The organism is Streptomyces sp. NPDC001858, from assembly GCF_053594615.1.
The window spans coordinates 232,112-250,376 of sequence record NZ_JBSFEV010000007.1; the positions used below are offsets into that span (position 1 = coordinate 232,112).

Below are 18,265 nucleotides of genomic sequence, written 5' to 3' on the forward strand. Positions count from 1 at the left end.
CGCGGTAACTCGGGTCACTCGCGGTAACTCGGGTCACTTCTGTTTCTCCGGCTTTCTGCGGGCTTCCGTCCCGTAGCGGGCCACGCTCAGGAACCAGGCGTAACAGGCGTCCGCCCACTGTCCGATCGCGCGCGCCTGGGCGCCGTGCGGGCCGTCGTCGTCGAGCGCGGTCAGCAGGGCGTCGTGCCGGGCGCGCAGGGCGGTGAGCGTCGCCAGGACCGCGGGCGCGGCCCCGTGCGGGGTGCCGCCGTACTCCTGCGCCAGCACCCGGCAGGCGTTCAGCGCGCCGTCCCGCTCGTCCTTGGCGAAGGAGAGCAGGTCGTTCTCCAGGCGCGGCACCAGACAGGCCAGCCGGGCCAGTTCGGCGAGCGCGGGCGGCAGCGGTTCGCCGGGCGGCAGCAGGCCGCGCCCCGGCTCCAGCCGCTGGAGGACGATGCCCGGCAGGATGTGGGAGCTGCCCACCCCGTCCGCGAGGTACTCGGTGAAGCGCGGCAGGCGTCCGGCGCGCGCCCACTCCCACTCGTGGACGTAGCCGTCCAGCGCGTCCAGCACGTACGAGGTGAACTCAGGCAGCGCCGCCGCGCCGCCGGGCAGCGCGAGCACCGCCTCCCGGACGTCGAGGAAGGCCCGGTGGTAGTGGTCGGGCGCTTCCGGGAGCCTGCCCGCCAGCAGGATCGGGCCGACGGCGGCCCGGTAGGGGGCGGCCGGGCGGCCGGCCTCGACGACCTGGTCGTCGAAGGCGATGATCATCGTCCAGTACATGGACAGCGCGCGCAGCAGGGGCTCCGGTGCGTTCGGAGCCACCGTCGCGGCCAGCTGGGTGCAGGGGCCCTGCGCCATCGCGGCCGCTCGTCGGCGGTCGTAGAGGCCCGACCCCAGGGCCCAGCCCCGCACTTCGGCCTCGACCCGGTCCACGGTCGCCCGGTCGGGAGCGAGCACCCACTCTCCCGAGGCGGTGGGCTCCAGCGGCAGGCCGGGGGCCGGGTGCGCGTGTGCGGCGGCCAGGTGCCGGCGGGCCCAGGCGGTCACCTCCGACGCGTCCCGCAGCCCCGTTTCGGTAACCGCTTCTGTAACCGTGCCCGCGTCCGTAACCGCTTCCGTAGCCGTTTCCGTGCCTGCGTCCGTGCCCGTACCCACGTCCGTAACCGTTTCCATGCCTGCGTCCGTGCCCGTGCCTGCGTCCGTAACCGTTTCCATGCCTGCGTCCGTGCCCGTGCTCGCATCCGTAGCTGTTTCCATGCCCGTGCCCGTGCCCGTGCCCGCGTCCGTAACCGTTTCCGTGCCTGCGTCCGCTTCCGTGTCCTTCGTTTGCATGTCAACCGGCTCTGTCATGGGCGGTCGTTCCTCGGTCGGGCCGTCATCGGCAGGGCGTCGGGTTGCAGGGAGCCGGAGGCCACCTCGCGCACCGTCAGCCCCGGCGCGGCGGTGAGCCGCCAGTGGCGTACCACCGCCGCCGTGATCACCGTCAGCTCGGTACGGGCGAACACATCCCCGATGCAGCGCCGCGAACCGGCGCCGAAGGGAAGGTAGGCGGCGCGGTCGACGCGGCCGCGGCGCTCCGGCGACCAGCGGTCCGGGTCGAAGCGCAGCGGGTCGGGGTGGAGCGTCGGATCGCGGTGCAGGGCGGTCGGGCTGAACAGCACCTCGTCGCCCGGGGCCAGCCGCACCCCGCCGCCGAGGTCGAGCGGCGCGGTGGCCCGGCGCATCAGCACCCAGATCGGCGCGTGCAGCCGCAGCGTCTCGCTCACCACCTGCTGGACGTACGGCAGTCGGCGTACGTGCTCGAACCCGAGGCCGCTGCCGTCGGGGAGCACGGCGTCGACCTCCGCCTCCACCCGCTCCCGGAACTCGGGATGGCGGTCCAGCTCATAGAAGAGCCAGGACAGCGACGCCGAGGTCGTCTCGGTGCCGGCGCCCATGATGGTCAGTGCCTCGTCGCGGAGTTGGGCGTCGTCCAGACCCGCGCCGCTCTCCTCGTCCCGCGCGGCCAGCAGCATCGACAGCAGGTCGCCGTGGTCCAGGTCGTCCGCGCGGTAGGCCGACACCACCTCGTCGATCACCCGGTGCAGCCGGGCCACCGCCGCGTCGAAGCGCCGGTTGCCCGGGGTCGGCACCTTCTCCCACCAGCCGACCGGAGACAGAGTGCGGCGTGCGACACCGGCACTGACCAGTGGAAACAGCGTGAAACACACCTCTGCGGCCCGCGCTCCGACAGCGGAGGAGAAGAGCGACCGGGTGACGATGCGCAGGGCCAGGTCGTGCAGGGCGCGGTCGACCCGGACCGTGTCGCCCGCCGTCCAACCCTCGCTGGTCGCGGCCGCCTCGGAGGCCATGATCCGCACGTATCGACGGATGCGATCCTGGTGGAACGCGGGCTGCACCAGGGGCCGTTGGACCTTGTGGTCGGCCGGTCGGCAGGTGAGGACGCCGTCGCCGAGGACGGGGCGCATCTTGTCGAAGAAGCGGCCCTTGTCGAGGGCGCCCGTGCCGTCGGCGGCCAGCAACCGCCGTATCAGATCGGGTGAGTTGAGCAGGAGGACGGGCCGGCGGCCGAGATAGAGGCGAACGGCGTCCCCTTCGGCGCGCAGGGACTGCAGACAGCCGAGCCGGCGCCGGGCCAGCGCCGCGGCGTGACCGAGCACCGGCAGCCGGCCCGACGCCACCGGAACCGGTGGGTGCGCGCCGCCGCCGACGGACGTTCCCGCCGCCGTTTCCCCCGCCGCGCTCAACGCCCGTACCTCCGTTCGCGCGCCCCGTAGGAGTCCAGCGCGGCCCGCAGGTCCCGCTCGGTGAAGTCGGGCCACAGGGCAGGGCAGAAGAACAACTCCGACTCGGTCGCCTGCCAGGCCAGGAAGCCGGACATCCGTTGCTCGCCCGAGGTTCTGATCACCAGGTCGGGCTCCGACCACTCCCCGGCCGCCATATGGGCGTCGATGAGCTCGGCGGTCAGGGTGGCCGCGATCCGCTCGCCGGTCTCCCGGGCGGCGGGGCCGCTGAGATACGAACGCAGCGCGGAGACCACGGCGTTGCGCCCGCTGTAGGCCACGGCGAGACGGACCAGCATGCCGCGCACCTGCCGGGTGGTGCGCTCCGCCGCCCGCAGCAGCTCGGCCGTGGGCCGGGGCAGCTGGCCCAGGTCGCCGACGGGGCGCAGCCGCCAGCGGTCGGCTCTCGCCAGGTCGGCGACGCTCTCCTCGACCAGGGCGAACATCGCCGCGCGCTCCTCCGGGCCACGCCGTAAGTTGCCCGGCGAGAGCATCCAGAGGGTCACGATCTGCACGCCCGCCTGATCGCACCAGCCGAGCACTTCGGGGATCCGGGCGGCGCCCTGCCGGAATCCCGCCCCGACGGGCAGCCCGCGCTGCCGGGCCCAGCGGCGGTTCCCGTCGGGGATGAGGGCGAGGTGTTTCGGGAGGTGCCGAGGGGGACGAACGATCGCTTGCTGAACGGCCATGGCGTTGCTCCGTGCGGAAAGGTTCCTGCGAGCGGTGTGCGAGGTGGCTGGCGGGGAGCGGGGAGCGGGGAGCGATTCCGACGACCAGGCGGCTGAGCCGGGAGCATCGTCGGTCGCGGCGACGCGGCTGCCGCAGTCCGGCAGAGCCGCGAGGGTGGGGGCGGGACCAGGACGCGGGAGCGGTCCGGGTCCCGGAGGCCGGGCGTGACAGACCCGGCAAAAGGTCCGGAGGACTGTCAGGGTACGCGCGCTGCCGCGGTGCGGGCCAGGGCGACGGTCCGCGAGCGGGAGGGCGCCGTGGGGCTGCCCGCCTCGCTGAGCACGACCAGGGTCTTCCCCACGACCGCCAGGACCAGCGTCTCCTGCACGGTGAAGGTCTCGGTGGTCGCGGTGACCGTGGCGTGCCACGAGGCGTCCCCGATGCCCGCCGAACCGTGCGCCACCACCCGCTGAGTGCCGGTCATGCCGTCGCTCCAGCCGATGCTGAACCGGGCGCACCCGGACAGCACGGCCGCCGCCTGCTGAAGGTCCTGGCGCGCACCGGTGCCCGGCAGCCACCGCACGACCTCTTGAAGGAACGGCCCGCTCTGGCTCTGCGCGAAGGTGACCCTGGCCTCGACCGCGCCGGGGCGGGTGCTGCGGTAGGACTCCAGCGCGTTGAGCGCGTTGAGGCAGTCGGGACGGTCGGAGCGGGTCGGGGGATCGGTCGGCAGCACGGTCTTCCGGTACCCGGAGGGAAGCTGGCCGGTCGTCAGCAGGGCCGAGGACAGCGCGGCGGAGGTCGGGGGCCCCGCCGCAGCGGGGCCGCCGGAGGCGGAGGGCGCCTTCGTTCCGGGCGTCGCGCGACCGCCGCCTCCCCCGCCTCCGCTGCTGCCGCCGCCGGATCCGCGGCCCCCCGAGGAGCCGCCGGCTCCGCCCGTCGCGGTGGGACCGCTCGGCCGCGTCGAGGGGGACGGCGATCCGGCCGAGGCCTTCGCAGAGGCGGACGGGGACCCGGAGACGGTCGGTGACGCGGTCGGGGTCGGTGTCGGTGTCGGGGCCGAGGTGAGGCTCGGCGCGGTGGACAGCGACGGCTGCGTCGGGACGACGGTGTCCGCCGACCGGTCGCCCCCGTCGCCGTCGCCGTCGCCGCACGCCGTGAGGGCGGCGGCCAACAGCGCCACCACGACCGGCGCGGCGACCGACCGGCGTCGACCGGCGGCCCTGGTCATCACGGCGGGTGTCCGGCTCACACATGCCTCCTCGAAGGGCGGGGCGGATCAGCGGCGGTAGCGGAAGTACAGGTCGCAGCGAAGGACGGACGCGACCAGCGCGTCGCGGTCCACCGGGCCGGTCGGGTCGCGCCGGAGCACGGCGGAGGCGGAGCGCAGCACGGTGTCGTCGAGGCCGCCCAGCAGGTCGGCCGTGTCGCGCCGACGCTCCGGGTCGGTCCAGATCACGGTTCCGCCGAGGGTCAGCGCCCGGCACACGAGGGCGGTGTCCGCCCGCAGTTGCGGCGTGCGCTCCGCAGGGGGCGGGAGGACGGGGAGTTTGTCCAGGTCGACGGTCTCGTCGCCTCCGCCGCCCGCCGAGCCCGGCCGGACCGTGACCGTCGCCGGGGGACCGGAACCCCGGCCGACCGAGGCCGTTGACGCTCCGCCGACCCGCCCGCCGACGGTGGCCCACCCGGCCCCCGCCGCGACGACGACCCCGGCGACCACGAACACCGCCACGGGCGGAAACCGACGCACGGAGGCGCTTTCCGCGGGGTGGCGGCTGGGCGGCTGCGTTGCTGTTTCTGCGGTCTGTTTCCGTTCGGCGGCGAGTGTTGATCCGGCGTCGATCGTCGGTGTCTCCGTTCCCGGGGTTCGTCCCCGGGTCCTTGCGAGGGCGGCCGACCAGGCGAGGGGGAGCAGCGCGCCGCAGACGGTCACGGCGAACCCCGTCACCCACGAGGGCGTGTCGATCACGCTCCACCGGATGTCCGGGGTGGCGCGGGCCGCCGTGAGCCGGGCGAAGAGGAACCAACTGCCCAGCGGCACCGCCGTCAGAAGCCCGGAGAGGACGACGGCCGCCGCGCACGCGGGCGCCGAGCGGGGCCCGGTGACCGCGGCCCGCGCGGCTCGGGCGAGGGCGGTGGTCCAGACGCCGAACAGCGCGCCGCCGATCACCAACGTCGCTGCCAGGGCGAGCACTTGGGTGCGGGGGGCGTGGGCGAGGGACAGCGCCGTGGCCAGTCCGTCGGCCGTCCCGGTGTCCCGCAGCCAGTCGCCGGCCGCGCGGCCGGACAGCTGGCTCCCGACGAGGACGCCGAGCCCGAGCGCGGCCCCCGCCAGCGCCGGGCGCCCTCCGCGGCCGTCCCGGTGGCCCACCGCGACGGCCCGCCACCACGCCACGGTCGCCACCCCGGCCACCGCCCAGCCGACGAGCAACCCCGTGACTGTGTAGGCGAGTTGGATCTGACCAGGCATCAGGGACGCGACCAGCAGGGCGAGGTCGGTGAAGAGCAGGCCCGCGGCGAGTCCCGTCGTCAGGCATTCGGCGGCGGACAGTCCCCACGTGCGCGCCGGGTCGGCCAGCACGCCGAGCCGGGCGGCGGAAGTGGGGTGACTGGCCAGGCCCGCGGCCCGCCGGAGCCGGGCGCGGCGGTTCTGCGGGAGGTCGGAGCGGACGTGGTCGGCGGTGGCGCCGAGCGGCGCGCGCGGATCCGCCTCCGCGCCGAGATCGGCGTCGTGCTCCCGGACGCGCAGCACCGCGCACAGGGTCAGCAGGAAGACCACGAGCACGAACGTCATCCGTACCAGCAGGTCCGGGCCGAGGAGGCCGGGGTCCAGCACCAGGGCCGCGACCATCGGCAGGGTGACCCCGATGAGCAGGATCCACCAGGCCGCGGCGGCGAGCCGCATCCGGCTCACGTCCCGCAGGCGCAGATGGGCCAGTTCGTGGCGGAAGATCGCCTCCACCTCCCAGTCGGGCCGGTTGAAGACGTTCGAGTCGGCCACGATCCACGGCTTGCGGACCGTGCCCGACGCCCGGGCCTGGACGCCGACGCGCCGTGGGCTGCGCACCCACAGCGTCGGCCGGGGGCCGTCGTCGCCGTCCTCGCCGTCGCCGTCGGGCAGGACGGCGGCCAGGCGTGGGGTGAGGGGCGAGTCTTCGTCGGCTTCCGTCGCCGCCCACCGCCACAGGCTCAGCCGGCGTCCGACGGCCCGGCCGAGCAGGGCGAGGGCCAGCAGGGCGAGCGGCCCGCACAGCACCACTGCCGACTGGGCCAGCCGGACGTGGTTGACACAGCCGGTGAAGCGGGCCAGAACCGCGTCGGGCGAGGCAACGGCAGTGGCAGCGGCACTGGCAGCGGTCGTGGTCGCGGTCTCGGGGGCGGGCAGACAGGCGAGTTGGGCGCCCTGCCAGTTGCCCCGGCCCAGGACCAGCCACCACCACGTGGCGAACGTGGCTCCCGCGGCGGCCACGAGGACCAGCAGCACCAGCCGGGTGGTGGTGGGCAGCGGCAGCGGGCTGGAGACGAGCGCGCGGGCGACCTCGCGGCGGTCGGCGGCGGGCGTGGCGGCGCCCGGCGCGACGGTCACGACGGCGGCGTCTCGGCGGACGCCTGCACGCCGTCGGCGACCGCACGGGCCCCCGCGCCGGCGCCCGGGCGGGCGTCCGCGCCAGCCTCCGCAAGGGTGTTCGCACGGGTCTCCGCGTCGGCCTCCGCGCGGGTCTCCGCGTCGGTCTCCGCGCGGGTGTCCGCGCGGGTGTCCGTGTCGGCCTCCGCACGGGTCTCCGCGCGGGCGTCCGCGTCAGCCTCCGCAAGGGTGTTCGCGCGGGTGTCCGCGTCGGCCTCCGCACGGGTCTCCGCGCGGGTGTCCGCGTTGGCGTCCGGCGTTCGGGCGCTCGCCGGTTCCGCCGCGGGCCGGACCACGGCCACCACGATGACGTGGGCGCAGGCTTCGGCCTGGGTCGACGACAGGCCGACGGCCCGGATCCGGGCCATGGCCCACTCGGTGAGTTCCTGCTCGGTCACATCGGCGAGCTGCGGCAGGGTGTTGGTCAGCGCGTCGCGTCGGTCCTCGGCCCCGGCTCGGCTCGCTCGCCGTCTCCGCCACCACCGGGTCAGTCGGCTGCCGCCCGCGCGGATGCGCCCGGAGGCCAGGTCGGCGAGGATCTGCGCGACCACGGCCACCAGGACCGGCAGCAGGACGAGCGTCTGGATGCCGTCGCCCAGCGGGTCCCCGGTCGGCCGGTGCAGGGGCTGCGGGGGGTAGGGCCGAGCGAGGTAGACCCGGCACGTCTCGTCCAGCTTCTCCAGTTCGGCCGGCGCGACGCTGCGGACCACGTCCCGCAGGACGTCCTGCCCGTTGCGTTGGTGCATGAGTTCCTCCCATGGAGACATGGAGACATGGAGACATGGGGTCATGGACAGGCGGAGAGGCGGGAGAGGCAGGCAGGCGGGCAGGCGGAGACGCGGCGGGCGCGGCGGCCCGCCGGGATCAGTCCAGCCCCCGCCCCTGTCCCTGCCCCTGCCCCTGGCCCCGTCCCGGTCCGTGGGCCGGGCGTCGGCTTGCGGCGAGGGCGATACCGGCGGCGCACACCAGCGCGGCCACGCCGGTGAGCGCGACCGCCGCCGGGGTTCCACTGTCCGCGAGCTGGTCGCCCCCGGCGCCGCCGGTCAGCGCCGACGGGGCCGGAACGGCGGACGTCGGGGACGAGGACGGCGTCGAGGAGCCGGAGACGCCGCCGCCGGGTGTCGCCGTGTCGCTCGGCGTGACGCCGGGCGACGGCGAGGCCGACGTCGATGCCGACGGCGAGGCGGAAGCCGAAGCGGAAGCCGACGGCGAGTTCGTGGCCGTAGTCGGGGTGACGACGGCGTACGAGGCCTTGCCGTCCATCAGCACCACCGGGTCGATCAGCGGGCTGGGCTGGATGAGGCCCTGGGCGACGAACTGGAGCATGGTCGCCGTCGGTACGTCCGCGGCGAGCGAGATGCGCAGACCGATCCGGGCGCTGCCGGCGGCCGGGAGCGAGCCCACGGAGGGCAGCCCGGCGTCCGTGCTGAGGTAGCCGCTGAGCGCGATCGTGCCCGAGGTCAGCTCCACCGCCCGCCATACCGACGCGGCCGCGTCGAACCATTCCACGGTGACCTGTTGGGGCGTCAGCAGCGCTGCGGGCGGGGCGAGTCGGATGCCCACGGCGACGATGAAGCTGTCTGTGATGGGCGTGTCCAGGGTGTTGTGGAACACGGCGTCGACGGTCAGCGGAGTGCCGCCCGGCGATAACTGCCCGGAATCCGGGGCCAGTTCGACGTAAGGGGCCATCGGGTCCGCGGCCTGTGCCGGCGCCGCGAGAGCCCCCGATGAGAACAGAAGTGCGGCACAGCCCCACAGGGTGGCGAAAAACGCTCTACGGCGCACGTCGACCAGCTCCCCCCGACAGCGCGCCCCCGGCGCGCTTCCTGGCGTGATGTCGGAGAGTTTAAAGGATAAAACACCTAAAGCGATAGTCTTGCTACATTCGGTCAATTCTTAACAGAAGTGGGTGTTTTCGCCTCCTGTGGCGAAAGAGAACGTACAAACCGGCCACGGGATCTCGACCGGGCTCGCGGACCGGAACCGGGTCCGTCGGACGACCTCTTGGCGACCTCCCGGTGACCGCTTGACGACCGCTTGGCGACGGCTCGGCGACCTTTTGGCCCGTCGCACACTCCACGTACCGGCGACCTTCACACCGGCGTCATCCGACCCTTCCCGGACGTTCTGTGCCCTTGGAACACTCCTTGCGCGCGCATTCCGTACGAACCGGCCGGCAGAACCCTTCTGCACGAGAGGTACCTCACCCATGTCCGAAGTCAACCGGCGCCGCTTCCTCCAACTCACCGGCGCCACCACGGCGTTCACCGCGCTGTCCAGCAGCATCGAACGCGCCGCGGCGCTGCCCGCGAATCACCGCACGGGGTCGATCGAGGATGTCGAGCACATCGTCGTCCTGATGCAGGAGAACCGCTCCTTCGACCACTACTTCGGCACGCTGAGGGGTGTGCGGGGCTTCGGCGACCCGCGCCCGGTCACCCTCGCGAACGGCAAGTCCGTCTGGCACCAGGCGGACGGCGGCGGCAAGGACGTCCTGCCCTTCCACCCGGACGCCGACGACCTGGGCATGGCCTTCCTCCAGGACCTCCCGCACGGCTGGAACGACGGACACGCCGCCTTCGCCGGGGCCAAGTACGACAAGTGGGTGCCCGTCAAGGGCGCCACGACCATGGCGTACCTGACCCGCGACGACATCCCCTTCCATTACGCGCTCGCCGACTCCTTCACCATCTGCGACGCCTACCACTGCTCGTTCATCGGCTCGACCGACCCGAACCGCTACTACCTGTGGACGGGTTACACCGGCAACGACGGCCAGGGCGGCGGCCCGGTCCTCGGCAACGACGAGGTCGGCTACAGCTGGACGACGTACCCGGAGCGCCTGGAGCGGGCGGGGGTCTCCTGGAAGATCTACCAGGACGTCGGCGACGGCCTGGACAAGAACGGCAGTTGGGGCTGGATCCAGGACGCCTATCGCGGCAACTACGGCGACAACTCGCTCCTCTACTTCAAGCAGTACCAGAACGCGGTGCCCGGCGACGCGCTCTACGACAAGGCCCGCACCGGCACGGACGCCCGCAAGGGCGAGGGCTACTTCGAGCAGTTGAAGGCGGACGTGACGGGCGGCAAGCTGCCGCAGATCTCCTGGATCGTCGCCCCCGAGGCTTTCACCGAGCACCCCAACTGGCCTGCCAACTACGGTGCTTGGTACGTCGCCCAGGTCCTCGACGCGCTCACCGCCGACCCCGAGGTGTGGGCGAAGACGGCCCTGTTCGTCACCTACGACGAGAACGACGGCTTCTTCGACCACCTCCTCCCGCCGTTCCCGCCGGCCTCGGCCGCGCAGGGCAGGTCGACGGTCGACGTCGGACCGGACCTCTTCAAGGGCGACAGCGGTCACACGGCGGGCCCCTACGGGCTCGGTCAGCGGGTGCCGATGCTCGTCATATCCCCCTGGAGCAAGGGCGGTTACGTCTGCTCCGAGACGCTCGACCACACTTCGGTCATCCGGTTCATGGAGCGCCGCTTCGGCGTCCACGAGCCGAACATCTCGCCGTGGCGGCGCGCTGTCTGCGGCGACCTGACCTCGGCGTTCGACTTCTCCCGCAGGGACACCCGGCCGGTCGTCCTGCCGGACACCGACGGATACCGGCCCCCGGACAAGGACCGTCACCCCGACTACGTGCCCGCTCTGCCCGCGCACCCCGTCCTGCCGAAGCAGGAGCGTGGTGGGCGGCCCACCCGCCCGCTCAGGTACATGCCCAGCGTGGACGGTTCGGTGGACTCGACCGCCGGGACCCTCACCCTCACCTTCGCCTCCGGGGCCAAGGCCGGCGCCGCCTTCCTGGTCACCTCCGGCAACCGCGCCGACGGCCCGTGGAGCTACACCACCGGGGCGGGCGCGACCGTCTCCGACACCTGGAACGCGGCGTACTCGGGTGGTGCGTACGATCTGACCGTGCACGGCCCCAACGGATTCCTGCGCGTCTTCAAGGGGCGGGCGAAGGCGGCCGGGACCGAGGTGGTCGCCCGGCACGTCGGCGACCGTGTCGAGCTCACCTTCACCCACCGCGGCTACGGCACGGCGGAGCTGAAGGTGGCGGACGGGTACGGCGGCCGGACCACGACCGTCAAGCTGCGCCCCGGCGCCGTCCTCAAGCGCAATCTGGACCTGCGGGCGAGCCGGCGGTGGTACGACCTGACCGTCACGTCGTCCGCCGATCCGACGTTCCTGAGGCGGTTCGCCGGACACGTCGAGAACGGCCGCCCCGGCGTCAGCGACCCGGCCATCGCCACGGACTGACCCGGCCCGGAGCGCGGGCCCGCCGCAGAGACGCTGCGGCGGGCCCGCCCTACAGAGCGGTGAGGTGTCCCGGTTCGGACGTCGGCCGGGGCAGCAGCGCGGGCTCGGCCGACGCCGTCTCCGGCCGCAGGGCCAGCACGGCCGCCACGGGGTGGTCCTCGTCGTGGTCGGCGTCATGGCCGACGTCATCGCCGTCGCGGGGCGCGGGCTCGGGTGCGGCCCGCGTCAGCTGCACGACGCCCCAGCCCGCGAGTCCCGCTCCGGCCAGCGCGAGCAGCACGCCCGCCGCCCCGCCCTGGAGCCGCTCGCCCAGGAGCACGAGGCCGATCGCGGCGGCGGCCACCGGGTTGGCCAGGGTCACCATCGCCAGCGGGCCGCCGAGGCCGCCGCGGTAGGCGGTCTGCGACAGCAGCAGCCCGCCCGTCGCCAAGGTCGCGACCAGCAGCGCCACCCCGATCACCTGCACGCTGAGCAGCGGGCCCGAACGGTCCGTGGCGGCCACCGTCACCGTCTGGGTGAGCGCCGAGGCCACGCCCGAGGCGAAGCCGGACGCGGTCGCGTGCCGCAGCCCCGGCTTGGCGCCGGGCCGGGCCAGCAGCCCGATCAGCGCCATCGTCGTCCCCGCCACCGCGACCGCCTCCGGCACGCTCAGGACGTCCTCCGGAGCCGGCCCCGATGCCGTGACCAGGATCGCGCCCAGACCGGCCAGCGTGAACGCGGTGCCCCGCCATTCGGCGGTGCTGACCCGGCGCCCGGCGACCCGGGCGCCCATCGGCACTGCCGCGACCAGGGTGAGCGCCCCGAGCGGCTGCACCACGGTGAGCGGCCCGTACTTGAGCGCGACGACGTGCAGCAGCGCGCCGGAGGCGTTCAGTCCCACCGAGGACCACCAGGCCCCGTTGCCGAGCAGTCGCAGCAGGCCCGTGCCGGGATTCCGGGAGGCCAGCCGCTCCTGGGCGACGGCGGCGGCCGCGTAGGCGGCGGCCGAGAAGAGGGAGAGGACGACGGCGACCAGCGTGGCGCTCATCGGCCCGCCCCCACGAGCGTCGGCTTCTCGGCCGGGACGGCGGGGTCAGCCTCGCTGCCCGCGGTGGCGGCCGGGGTCGTGCGCCGGGGGGCGTGGATCAGCGCGAGGGCGAGGGCGAGCAGGACGCCCGCCACGATCGCGTCGAGCCAGTAGTGGTTCGCCGTGCCCACGATCACCAGCAGGGTCAGCAGCGGATGCAATAGCCACAGCCACCGCCAGCGCGACCGGGTGGCGACGATCAGGCCGATCGCGACCATCAGGGCCCAGCCGAAGTGCAGCGAGGGCATCGCCGCGAACTGGTTCGACAGCTGGTCCGTCTGCGGCGGGCCGTACACCGAGGGACCGAACACGCGCGCGGTGTCGATCAGGCCCGTGGCCTCCAGCATCCGCGGCGGGGCGAGCGGGAACGCGAGATGCACCGCGAGCGCGGCGGCGGTGACCACCGCCAGCACCCGGCGGGCCCACACGTAGTGGGCCGGCCGCCGCAGGTACAGCCAGACCAGGAAGGCCACGGTGGCCGCGAAGTGCACGGTCGCGTAGTAGGTGTTCGCGACCTTGACCAGGGTGTCGCCGTGCATCAGCAGGGACTGCACCGAACCCTCGCCGGGCAGCCGCACCCAGCGTTCGAAACGCCACACGTCGTGGGCGTTGCGGAAGGCCTCGGCGGTATGACCGGTGGCCAGCTGTCGCCCGAATTTGTAGACCAGGAAGAGTCCTGCGACAAGCAGGAGCTCGCGGACTATGGGCGGCCGGGCCGGTGTGGCCGGCTCCGCTTCTGCAGGCTCGGTGCGGGCATTCATCCCCCGACCCCTTCGCTGACGGTGGTGCGTGTGAGGCGGTGCCGCCGTGCTTGTGACCCGTGCAGACACCACCGATACGTTTGCGTACCGATACGCCAGTGTACCGATACGCCCTCGTACCGGTACACTGGCGTATCGATTGACATAGGACACACTGGAGAAGAGGCTCCCGGCAGGCGGCGGGGACCGCCGCACCGGTGGCCGAGTGGCAGAGAAGCGAGGCGAAGAAGCAGATGACGTCGCAGGCAGCGGAGGGACCCGAGTCGGTCTCCGCCCCGAGCCGCTCCAAGATCACGCCCGAGCGTGAGCGGGAGTTCTTCGACGCCGTCCTCGACCAGGTCCGCGAGTGCGGGTACGAGGCCGTCACCATGGAAGGCATCGCCGCCAGCACCCGTTGCAGCAAGTCCACGCTCTACCGGCAGTGGAAGACCAAGCCCCAGTTCGTGGTGGCCGCGCTGCGCGCCCGCCGGCAGGACCGGCTCACCGGCATCGACACCGGTTCGCTCGCGGACGACCTGCGCGAGGCCGCGCGGGCCACCGGCCGCTGGTCCGCCAACGAGACCAAACTGCTGCAGGCGCTCGGCCACGCCGTCACCGGCGACGAGGAACTCGCCTGCGCGCTGCGCGAGGCGCTCATCGACCCGGAGATCGCCGCGCTGCGGGAGATGCTGCGGCGCGGGGTCGAACGCGGCGAGATCGCCGCCGACCACCCGGCGCTGGAGTACATCCCGGCGCAGATGTTCGGAGTGATCCGCGCGCGTCCCGTCATCGACGGGCAGTACGCCGACCAGGACTACCTGGTCCGCTTCGTGGAGGCCGCCGTCCTGCCGGCGCTCGGCCTCGCGCGGCGAACCGCATAAGACTCAGGCCGCCGTCCACGGGATGACTGGACGGCGACCTGTACCGCGCCGCACCGTGGGGACGGGGGCGGCGCGCACCACCGGCCGGGTGGGGCTCCCCTTTGAGCGGAGGGGCCCCCGCCCGGCCGACTGTGTCTGCGCGGGGCGGATCAGACGTCCTGGCCGCTGCCGCCGCCCGTCGAGACCTTGATCCCCTTGGTGATGGTGTCGATGACGGACACGCTCTGGTCGGCGTCCACACCGAAGCGGAGCACCACGATCCGCTTGGTGTCCGCGGGCGCCGGGAACGCCAGCGACTCGACGTAGCCGTCCGCGCCCTTGCTCGTGACCGCCTTCCAGCGCACCAGGTAGCCCTTCTGCCCGGCCACCGTCACCGCCTTCGAGGCGAGCACCGTGTGCGAGGTGATCGCGCCGTACGTGGTGCCGCCGTAGGACTCCTCGGCGTTGGCCGCGATGTCCGCCTTCGCGACCTCCTCGGCGGTGTCGCCCTTGGTCTCCAGGGCCTCGACGGGCGCCGAGTACACGCCCCCCTTGGTGCAGGTCTTGGAGGTGTCGCCGGGGCACTTGTAGGAGGAGTCGGAGGTTATCTGCGCGCCGACGCTGAGCTCCTGGCCGGTCCAGCCGGCCGGGATGGGGATGCTGATCCCGTTGAGCACGTCGGTCACCGAACCGCTCTTGATCTTCGGCGCCTCGGACGCCTCGGGCGAGGGAGACGCCCCGCCCGACCCGCCGGATCCCCCCGGACCGCCCGAGCCACCGGAACCGCCGGAGTCGCCGAAGGGCCCGCCCTGGCCGCCCTGCCCGCCCGGGCCCTGGGCCGTGCCGCTGCCGCCGCCCGAGCCGTCGCCGGCCAGCGCCCACACGCCGACCCCGATGCTGGCCAGGACCGCGACGGCCACGCCGACGGCTATCCCGGTCCGCAGCCCGCGCCGCGGCGCCGCGACCGGGGCCGCCGGATAGCCGGGGTGCCCCGGATACCCCGGCTGGCCCGGATATCCGGGGTACGCCGGATGCGTTCCGTCGGCCGGGGTCTGCGCCGGCGGACCCCATACGGCGGCCGAGCCCGCGGCGCGGGTCTGGTCCGTCCATGCCTTGCCGTCCCACCAGCGTTCGGTGGCGGGACCGTCACTTGTCTGCCCCGGGTCGGGATACCACCCGGGAGGAGTCACCTGCGTCATGCCCCCACCGTATGAGGCATCGGTGAAAGCCGGATGAGAGGGAGGGCACTCTCTTGAAATCGGCTCCGCACTTCTCGCCACCCGTCCGCCACCCTCCGCCACCCGCGTGGCGCGAATTCGACGTCAATTCGGTGCGCGTCACTCGCTGTTGACGTCATGGGGGCACATCCGCAGGCCCGCCGGGCCGCCCCGGACCGTCCCCCGTCACTCGTGGAGGCGGACCTGCCCGGACCGCCCTCCGCGAGGGCCCCCGGACGGCTACGCTCGACGTCGGTACGTCGTTCGGGCGACTTGGGGAGGTAGCGGGATGACGGAGGTCAGGCCGACGGCGGCCGCCTCGGCTTCCCTGTGGGAGCGCGACGAGGAAGTGGCCGCCATCGCCGAGGCGGTGGAGACGCTCTGCGCCGACAGGTCCTCCTCGGGGCACCTGCTGGTGCTCCGGGGCGAGGCGGGCTTCGGCAAGACCGCGTTGCTGGCCGAGACCCGTCGCATCGCCGAGGACCGCGGCTGCGTCGTGTGGTCGGCCCGCGGCGGCGAGACGCTGAGGTCCGTCCCCTTCAACGTGGTACGGCAGCTGCTCCAGCCGGCGCTGCTGTCCCTGCACCCGGAGGAGGCGCGCGAGTACCTCGGCGACTGGTACGACATCGCGGGCCCCGCCCTGGGCATAACGGAACCCGGCGAGGGCCGCGCCGATCCGCAGGGCGTGTGCGACGGCCTGGTGGCCGCCGTGACCCGGCTGGCCCGCCGGGACTACCCGCTGGTGCTGCTGGTCGACGACGCGCACTGGGCCGACCAGGAGACCCTGCGCTGGCTCTCCGTGTTCGTCGAACGCCTGGAGGAACTCTCCGTCCTGATCGTCGTGGCCCGCAGGCCGGGCGAGGTGAAGGGCGAGGCCGCCCGCCACCTCGAGACCGTCGGCGAGGCCGCCGGCCGCGCCGTCACCGTCCTCAACGCGCTCACCCCGCCCGCGGTCGCCGGACTCACCCGGGCCACGCTCGGCGAGCACGCCGACGCCGCGTTCTGCCGCGAGGTGTGGGCGGTCACCGCCGGCAACCCCTACGAGACCGTCGAGCTCCTCGCCAAGGTCCGCGAGAGCCGACTGGAACCGAGCGAGTCCTCGGCCACCGAACTGCGCCCCCTGAACCGCGCGGCCCGCGGCGGCGGCCTCGTCGACCGCCTGGAGACCCTGGGCATGGAGGCCCACAAGTTCGCCATGGCCGCCGCGATCCTCGGCGCCGACATCTCCGTCGCCCAGGCGGCCCGGCTCGCCGGCCTGGAGCGGGACGAAGCGGTGCGCTGCGCCGAACTGCTGCGCAACGCCCGCATCCTCACCGAACCCGACCCCGGCGCCGTCCCCGCGGACGACGGCGACCTCGAGTTCGTCCACCCGCTGATCGCCACCGCCGTCTACGACTCCATCCCCGGCGGCCTGCGCACCGCGATGCACGGCATCGCCGCCCAGGTCGTCACCGACGCCGGCAAGGGCCTCGCGGCCGCCTCCCGGCATCTGCTCCAGGTCCACGCGGACGGCGACGAGGAACTCGTCGAGCAGCTGCGCGAAGCCGCCCGTGAACACCTGGCCGTCGGCGCCCCCCGACGCGGCCCGCCGCTGTCTGGAGCGGGCGCTGGAGGAACCGCCCGCCCCCGAGGTCCACGCGCGTGTGCTCTACGAACTGGGCTGCGCCACCCTCCTCACCGCCCCCGCCCGGACCATCGAACACCTGCGCACGGCACTCGCCACCCTGCCCGGCCTGGAGGGCGACGTACGCGTCGACGCCGTCTGCCGCCTGTCCCAGGCCCTCCTGCACAACAACCAGCTGGAGGAGGCCGTGCGCACCGTCGAGGCGGAGGCCGCCCGGCACGCGCCCGGACCGGCCCGGCTGCGGCTGCAGGCCGTGCAGTTCATGTGGGAGGGCGTCCACGCGGGCGAGGCCACCACACCGCGCCGTTCGGAGCGGCTCGCCGAGCTCGCCTCGACCTGCACCGGCCGCGACAACGCCGAACGCGCGCTGCTCATCCTGCGCGGCTTCGACGCGGTGACCCGCGGCGAGAACGCCGAGGAGGTCGCCGAGTTCTGCGACCGCGCCCTGGTCAACGGCAGCCTCGCCCCCGGGCTCGGCTGGACCGACCAGGAGTGGGGCATCGAGCTGCTGATGATGCTGGCCAGCGCCTACGCCTACAGCGACCGGCTCGACCGCGCCGTCGGCCTCTTCAACGAGGCCCTGCGCACCTATGTGTCGGCGGGCTGGAGCGGCGGCCACCTCGCCCTGGCCCACGCCTACCTCGGACTGGGCCTGCGCCGCCGGGGTCGGCTGAAGGAGGCGGAGGAGTCCCTCAGGGAATCCCTGCGGGTCGCCGAACGCGTCGGCCGCGGCCTCCCCCTCTACTGGTCCGCCACCTGCAACCTCGTCGACACGCTGCTGGCCCGCGGCCATGTCGCCGAAGCCTGGGAGATCGCCGAACAGTACGGCTTCGCCCCGCCCTACCCGTCGACGATCGTGCTGCCCGACCCCCGTTCCGTACGCGGACGGCTGCTGCTGGCCGTCGGCCGCGTCAAGGACGGCATCAACGAACTGGAGGCGGCCGAGAAGGCGGCCGCCGTCCGCGGCCACCTCAACCCGGTGATGGTCCCCTGGGCCGTCGACCTCGCCCGCGCCCTGGCCGTCGAGGACCCGGCCCGCGCGAGCCGGCTCGCCACCGAGGCCCGCCGCCAGGCCGAGCGGTTCGGCACCGACACCGCGATCGGCGAGGCCCTGCGCTGCGCCGCCGCCCTGGAGACCGGCCAGCGCGCGGTCCGGCTCGCCCAACAGGCCGTCACCTACCTGGAGTCCTCGCCCTGCCAGTACGAACACGCGGCCGCACGCGTCGAGTTCGGCATCCTGTCCCGCTCGGTGTCCGAACTCGGCCGGGGTCTCAGCCTGGCCCGTTCCTGCGGCGCGGACGGCCTGGCGGACAAGGCACAGCAGGCCCTGCACAGCCTGGGCGCGCCCCAGGTGGGACTGGTCCCCGGACAGACCCGGAGGTAACGCGGCCGCTTCCGGCTCTGCGCCCGTGCGCAGAGCCGGGGCGGGGCAGAG

12 protein-coding genes and 1 pseudogene are annotated in these 18,265 nt (G+C 73.8%); 3 read left to right on the forward strand and 10 right to left on the reverse strand.

Translation table 11 applies throughout. From position 1 onward, the window contains the following. Positions 1 to 33: 33 nt before the first annotated feature. The 7 genes from ACWCPF_RS13045 to ACWCPF_RS13075 form a co-directional block, all read right to left on the reverse strand. Entirely contained in the window at positions 34 to 1,029 is a 996-nt protein-coding gene (locus ACWCPF_RS13045; protein ID WP_451045057.1) for a terpene synthase family protein, read from the reverse strand. 299 nt (positions 1,030 to 1,328) lie between these two features. Continuing rightward, positions 1,329 to 2,729, reverse strand: coding sequence for a cytochrome P450 (locus ACWCPF_RS13050; RefSeq protein WP_451045058.1), 1,401 nt, complete (start codon positions 2,727 to 2,729; stop codon positions 1,329 to 1,331). After that, on the reverse strand, positions 2,726 to 3,454 hold the full coding sequence (gene uppS / locus ACWCPF_RS13055; RefSeq protein WP_451045059.1) for a polyprenyl diphosphate synthase: 729 nt from the start codon (positions 3,452 to 3,454) through the stop codon (positions 2,726 to 2,728). The genes ACWCPF_RS13050 and uppS overlap by 4 nt, the downstream gene beginning before the upstream one ends. 236 nt (positions 3,455 to 3,690) lie before the next feature. Further along, positions 3,691 to 4,686 (reverse strand): hypothetical protein, encoded by a 996-nt coding sequence (locus tag ACWCPF_RS13060; RefSeq protein ID WP_451045060.1) that lies wholly within the window; start codon positions 4,684 to 4,686, stop codon positions 3,691 to 3,693. A 27-nt stretch (positions 4,687 to 4,713) separates the two neighbouring features. Then, the gene (locus ACWCPF_RS13065) at positions 4,714 to 7,020 is read right to left on the reverse strand and encodes a M48 family metalloprotease (RefSeq protein ID WP_451045061.1); all 2,307 of its coding nucleotides are present in this window, start codon (positions 7,018 to 7,020) and stop codon (positions 4,714 to 4,716) included. Beyond that, complete coding sequence (locus tag ACWCPF_RS13070) at positions 7,017 to 7,805, reverse strand: hypothetical protein (protein ID WP_451045062.1); 789 nt, start codon at positions 7,803 to 7,805, stop codon at positions 7,017 to 7,019. Before ACWCPF_RS13070 ends, ACWCPF_RS13065 begins: the two co-directional genes overlap by 4 nt. A 118-nt stretch (positions 7,806 to 7,923) precedes the next feature. Beyond that, positions 7,924 to 8,748 carry a hypothetical protein gene (locus ACWCPF_RS13075; RefSeq protein WP_451045063.1) on the reverse strand — a complete coding sequence of 275 codons (825 nt, stop codon included), beginning with the start codon at positions 8,746 to 8,748 and terminating at the stop codon, positions 7,924 to 7,926. A 520-nt stretch (positions 8,749 to 9,268) separates the two neighbouring features. On the opposite strand from ACWCPF_RS13075, the gene ACWCPF_RS13080 reads away from it, so the two are divergent. Then, positions 9,269 to 11,323 carry a phosphocholine-specific phospholipase C gene (locus tag ACWCPF_RS13080; protein WP_451045064.1) on the forward strand — a complete coding sequence of 685 codons (2,055 nt, stop codon included), beginning with the start codon at positions 9,269 to 9,271 and terminating at the stop codon, positions 11,321 to 11,323. Between the two features lie 49 nt (positions 11,324 to 11,372). Here ACWCPF_RS13080 and ACWCPF_RS13085 read toward each other — a convergent pair whose 3' ends face one another. After that, the gene (locus ACWCPF_RS13085; RefSeq protein ID WP_451045065.1) at positions 11,373 to 12,350 is read right to left on the reverse strand and encodes a hypothetical protein; all 978 of its coding nucleotides are present in this window, start codon (positions 12,348 to 12,350) and stop codon (positions 11,373 to 11,375) included. Beyond that, the gene (locus ACWCPF_RS13090; RefSeq protein ID WP_451045066.1) at positions 12,347 to 13,150 is read right to left on the reverse strand and encodes a phosphatase PAP2 family protein; all 804 of its coding nucleotides are present in this window, start codon (positions 13,148 to 13,150) and stop codon (positions 12,347 to 12,349) included. Before ACWCPF_RS13090 ends, ACWCPF_RS13085 begins: the two co-directional genes overlap by 4 nt. 233 nt (positions 13,151 to 13,383) lie before the next feature. Between ACWCPF_RS13090 and ACWCPF_RS13095 the strand changes: the two genes are divergently transcribed. Next, complete coding sequence (locus ACWCPF_RS13095; protein ID WP_451045067.1) at positions 13,384 to 14,010, forward strand: TetR/AcrR family transcriptional regulator C-terminal ligand-binding domain-containing protein; 627 nt, start codon at positions 13,384 to 13,386, stop codon at positions 14,008 to 14,010. 149 nt (positions 14,011 to 14,159) lie between these two features. On the opposite strand, the gene ACWCPF_RS13100 is transcribed toward ACWCPF_RS13095, so the two are convergent. Beyond that, positions 14,160 to 15,188, reverse strand: coding sequence for a DUF2510 domain-containing protein (locus ACWCPF_RS13100; protein WP_451045068.1), 1,029 nt, complete (start codon positions 15,186 to 15,188; stop codon positions 14,160 to 14,162). 307 nt (positions 15,189 to 15,495) lie between these two features. Here ACWCPF_RS13100 and ACWCPF_RS13105 point away from each other — a divergent pair. Then, a pseudogene (locus ACWCPF_RS13105) lies at positions 15,496 to 18,214 on the forward strand (ATP-binding protein). Positions 18,215 to 18,265 lie beyond the last annotated feature (51 nt).

Excerpts from the sequence above, each read along its gene's own strand:
- ACWCPF_RS13100 (WP_451045068.1), bottom strand. The coding sequence starts at position 15,188 with ATGACGCAGGTGACTCCTCCCGGGTGGTATCCCGACCCGGGGCAGACA.
- ACWCPF_RS13075 (WP_451045063.1), bottom strand. The coding sequence starts at position 8,748 with ATGGCCCCTTACGTCGAACTGGCCCCGGATTCCGGGCAGTTATCGCCG.
- ACWCPF_RS13070 (WP_451045062.1), bottom strand. The coding sequence starts at position 7,805 with ATGCACCAACGCAACGGGCAGGACGTCCTGCGGGACGTGGTCCGCAGC.
- ACWCPF_RS13080 (WP_451045064.1), top strand. The coding sequence starts at position 9,269 with ATGTCCGAAGTCAACCGGCGCCGCTTCCTCCAACTCACCGGCGCCACC.
- ACWCPF_RS13085 (WP_451045065.1), bottom strand. The coding sequence starts at position 12,350 with ATGAGCGCCACGCTGGTCGCCGTCGTCCTCTCCCTCTTCTCGGCCGCC.
- ACWCPF_RS13095 (WP_451045067.1), top strand. The coding sequence starts at position 13,384 with ATGACGTCGCAGGCAGCGGAGGGACCCGAGTCGGTCTCCGCCCCGAGC.
- ACWCPF_RS13090 (WP_451045066.1), bottom strand. The coding sequence starts at position 13,150 with ATGAATGCCCGCACCGAGCCTGCAGAAGCGGAGCCGGCCACACCGGCC.
- uppS (WP_451045059.1), bottom strand. The coding sequence starts at position 3,454 with ATGGCCGTTCAGCAAGCGATCGTTCGTCCCCCTCGGCACCTCCCGAAA.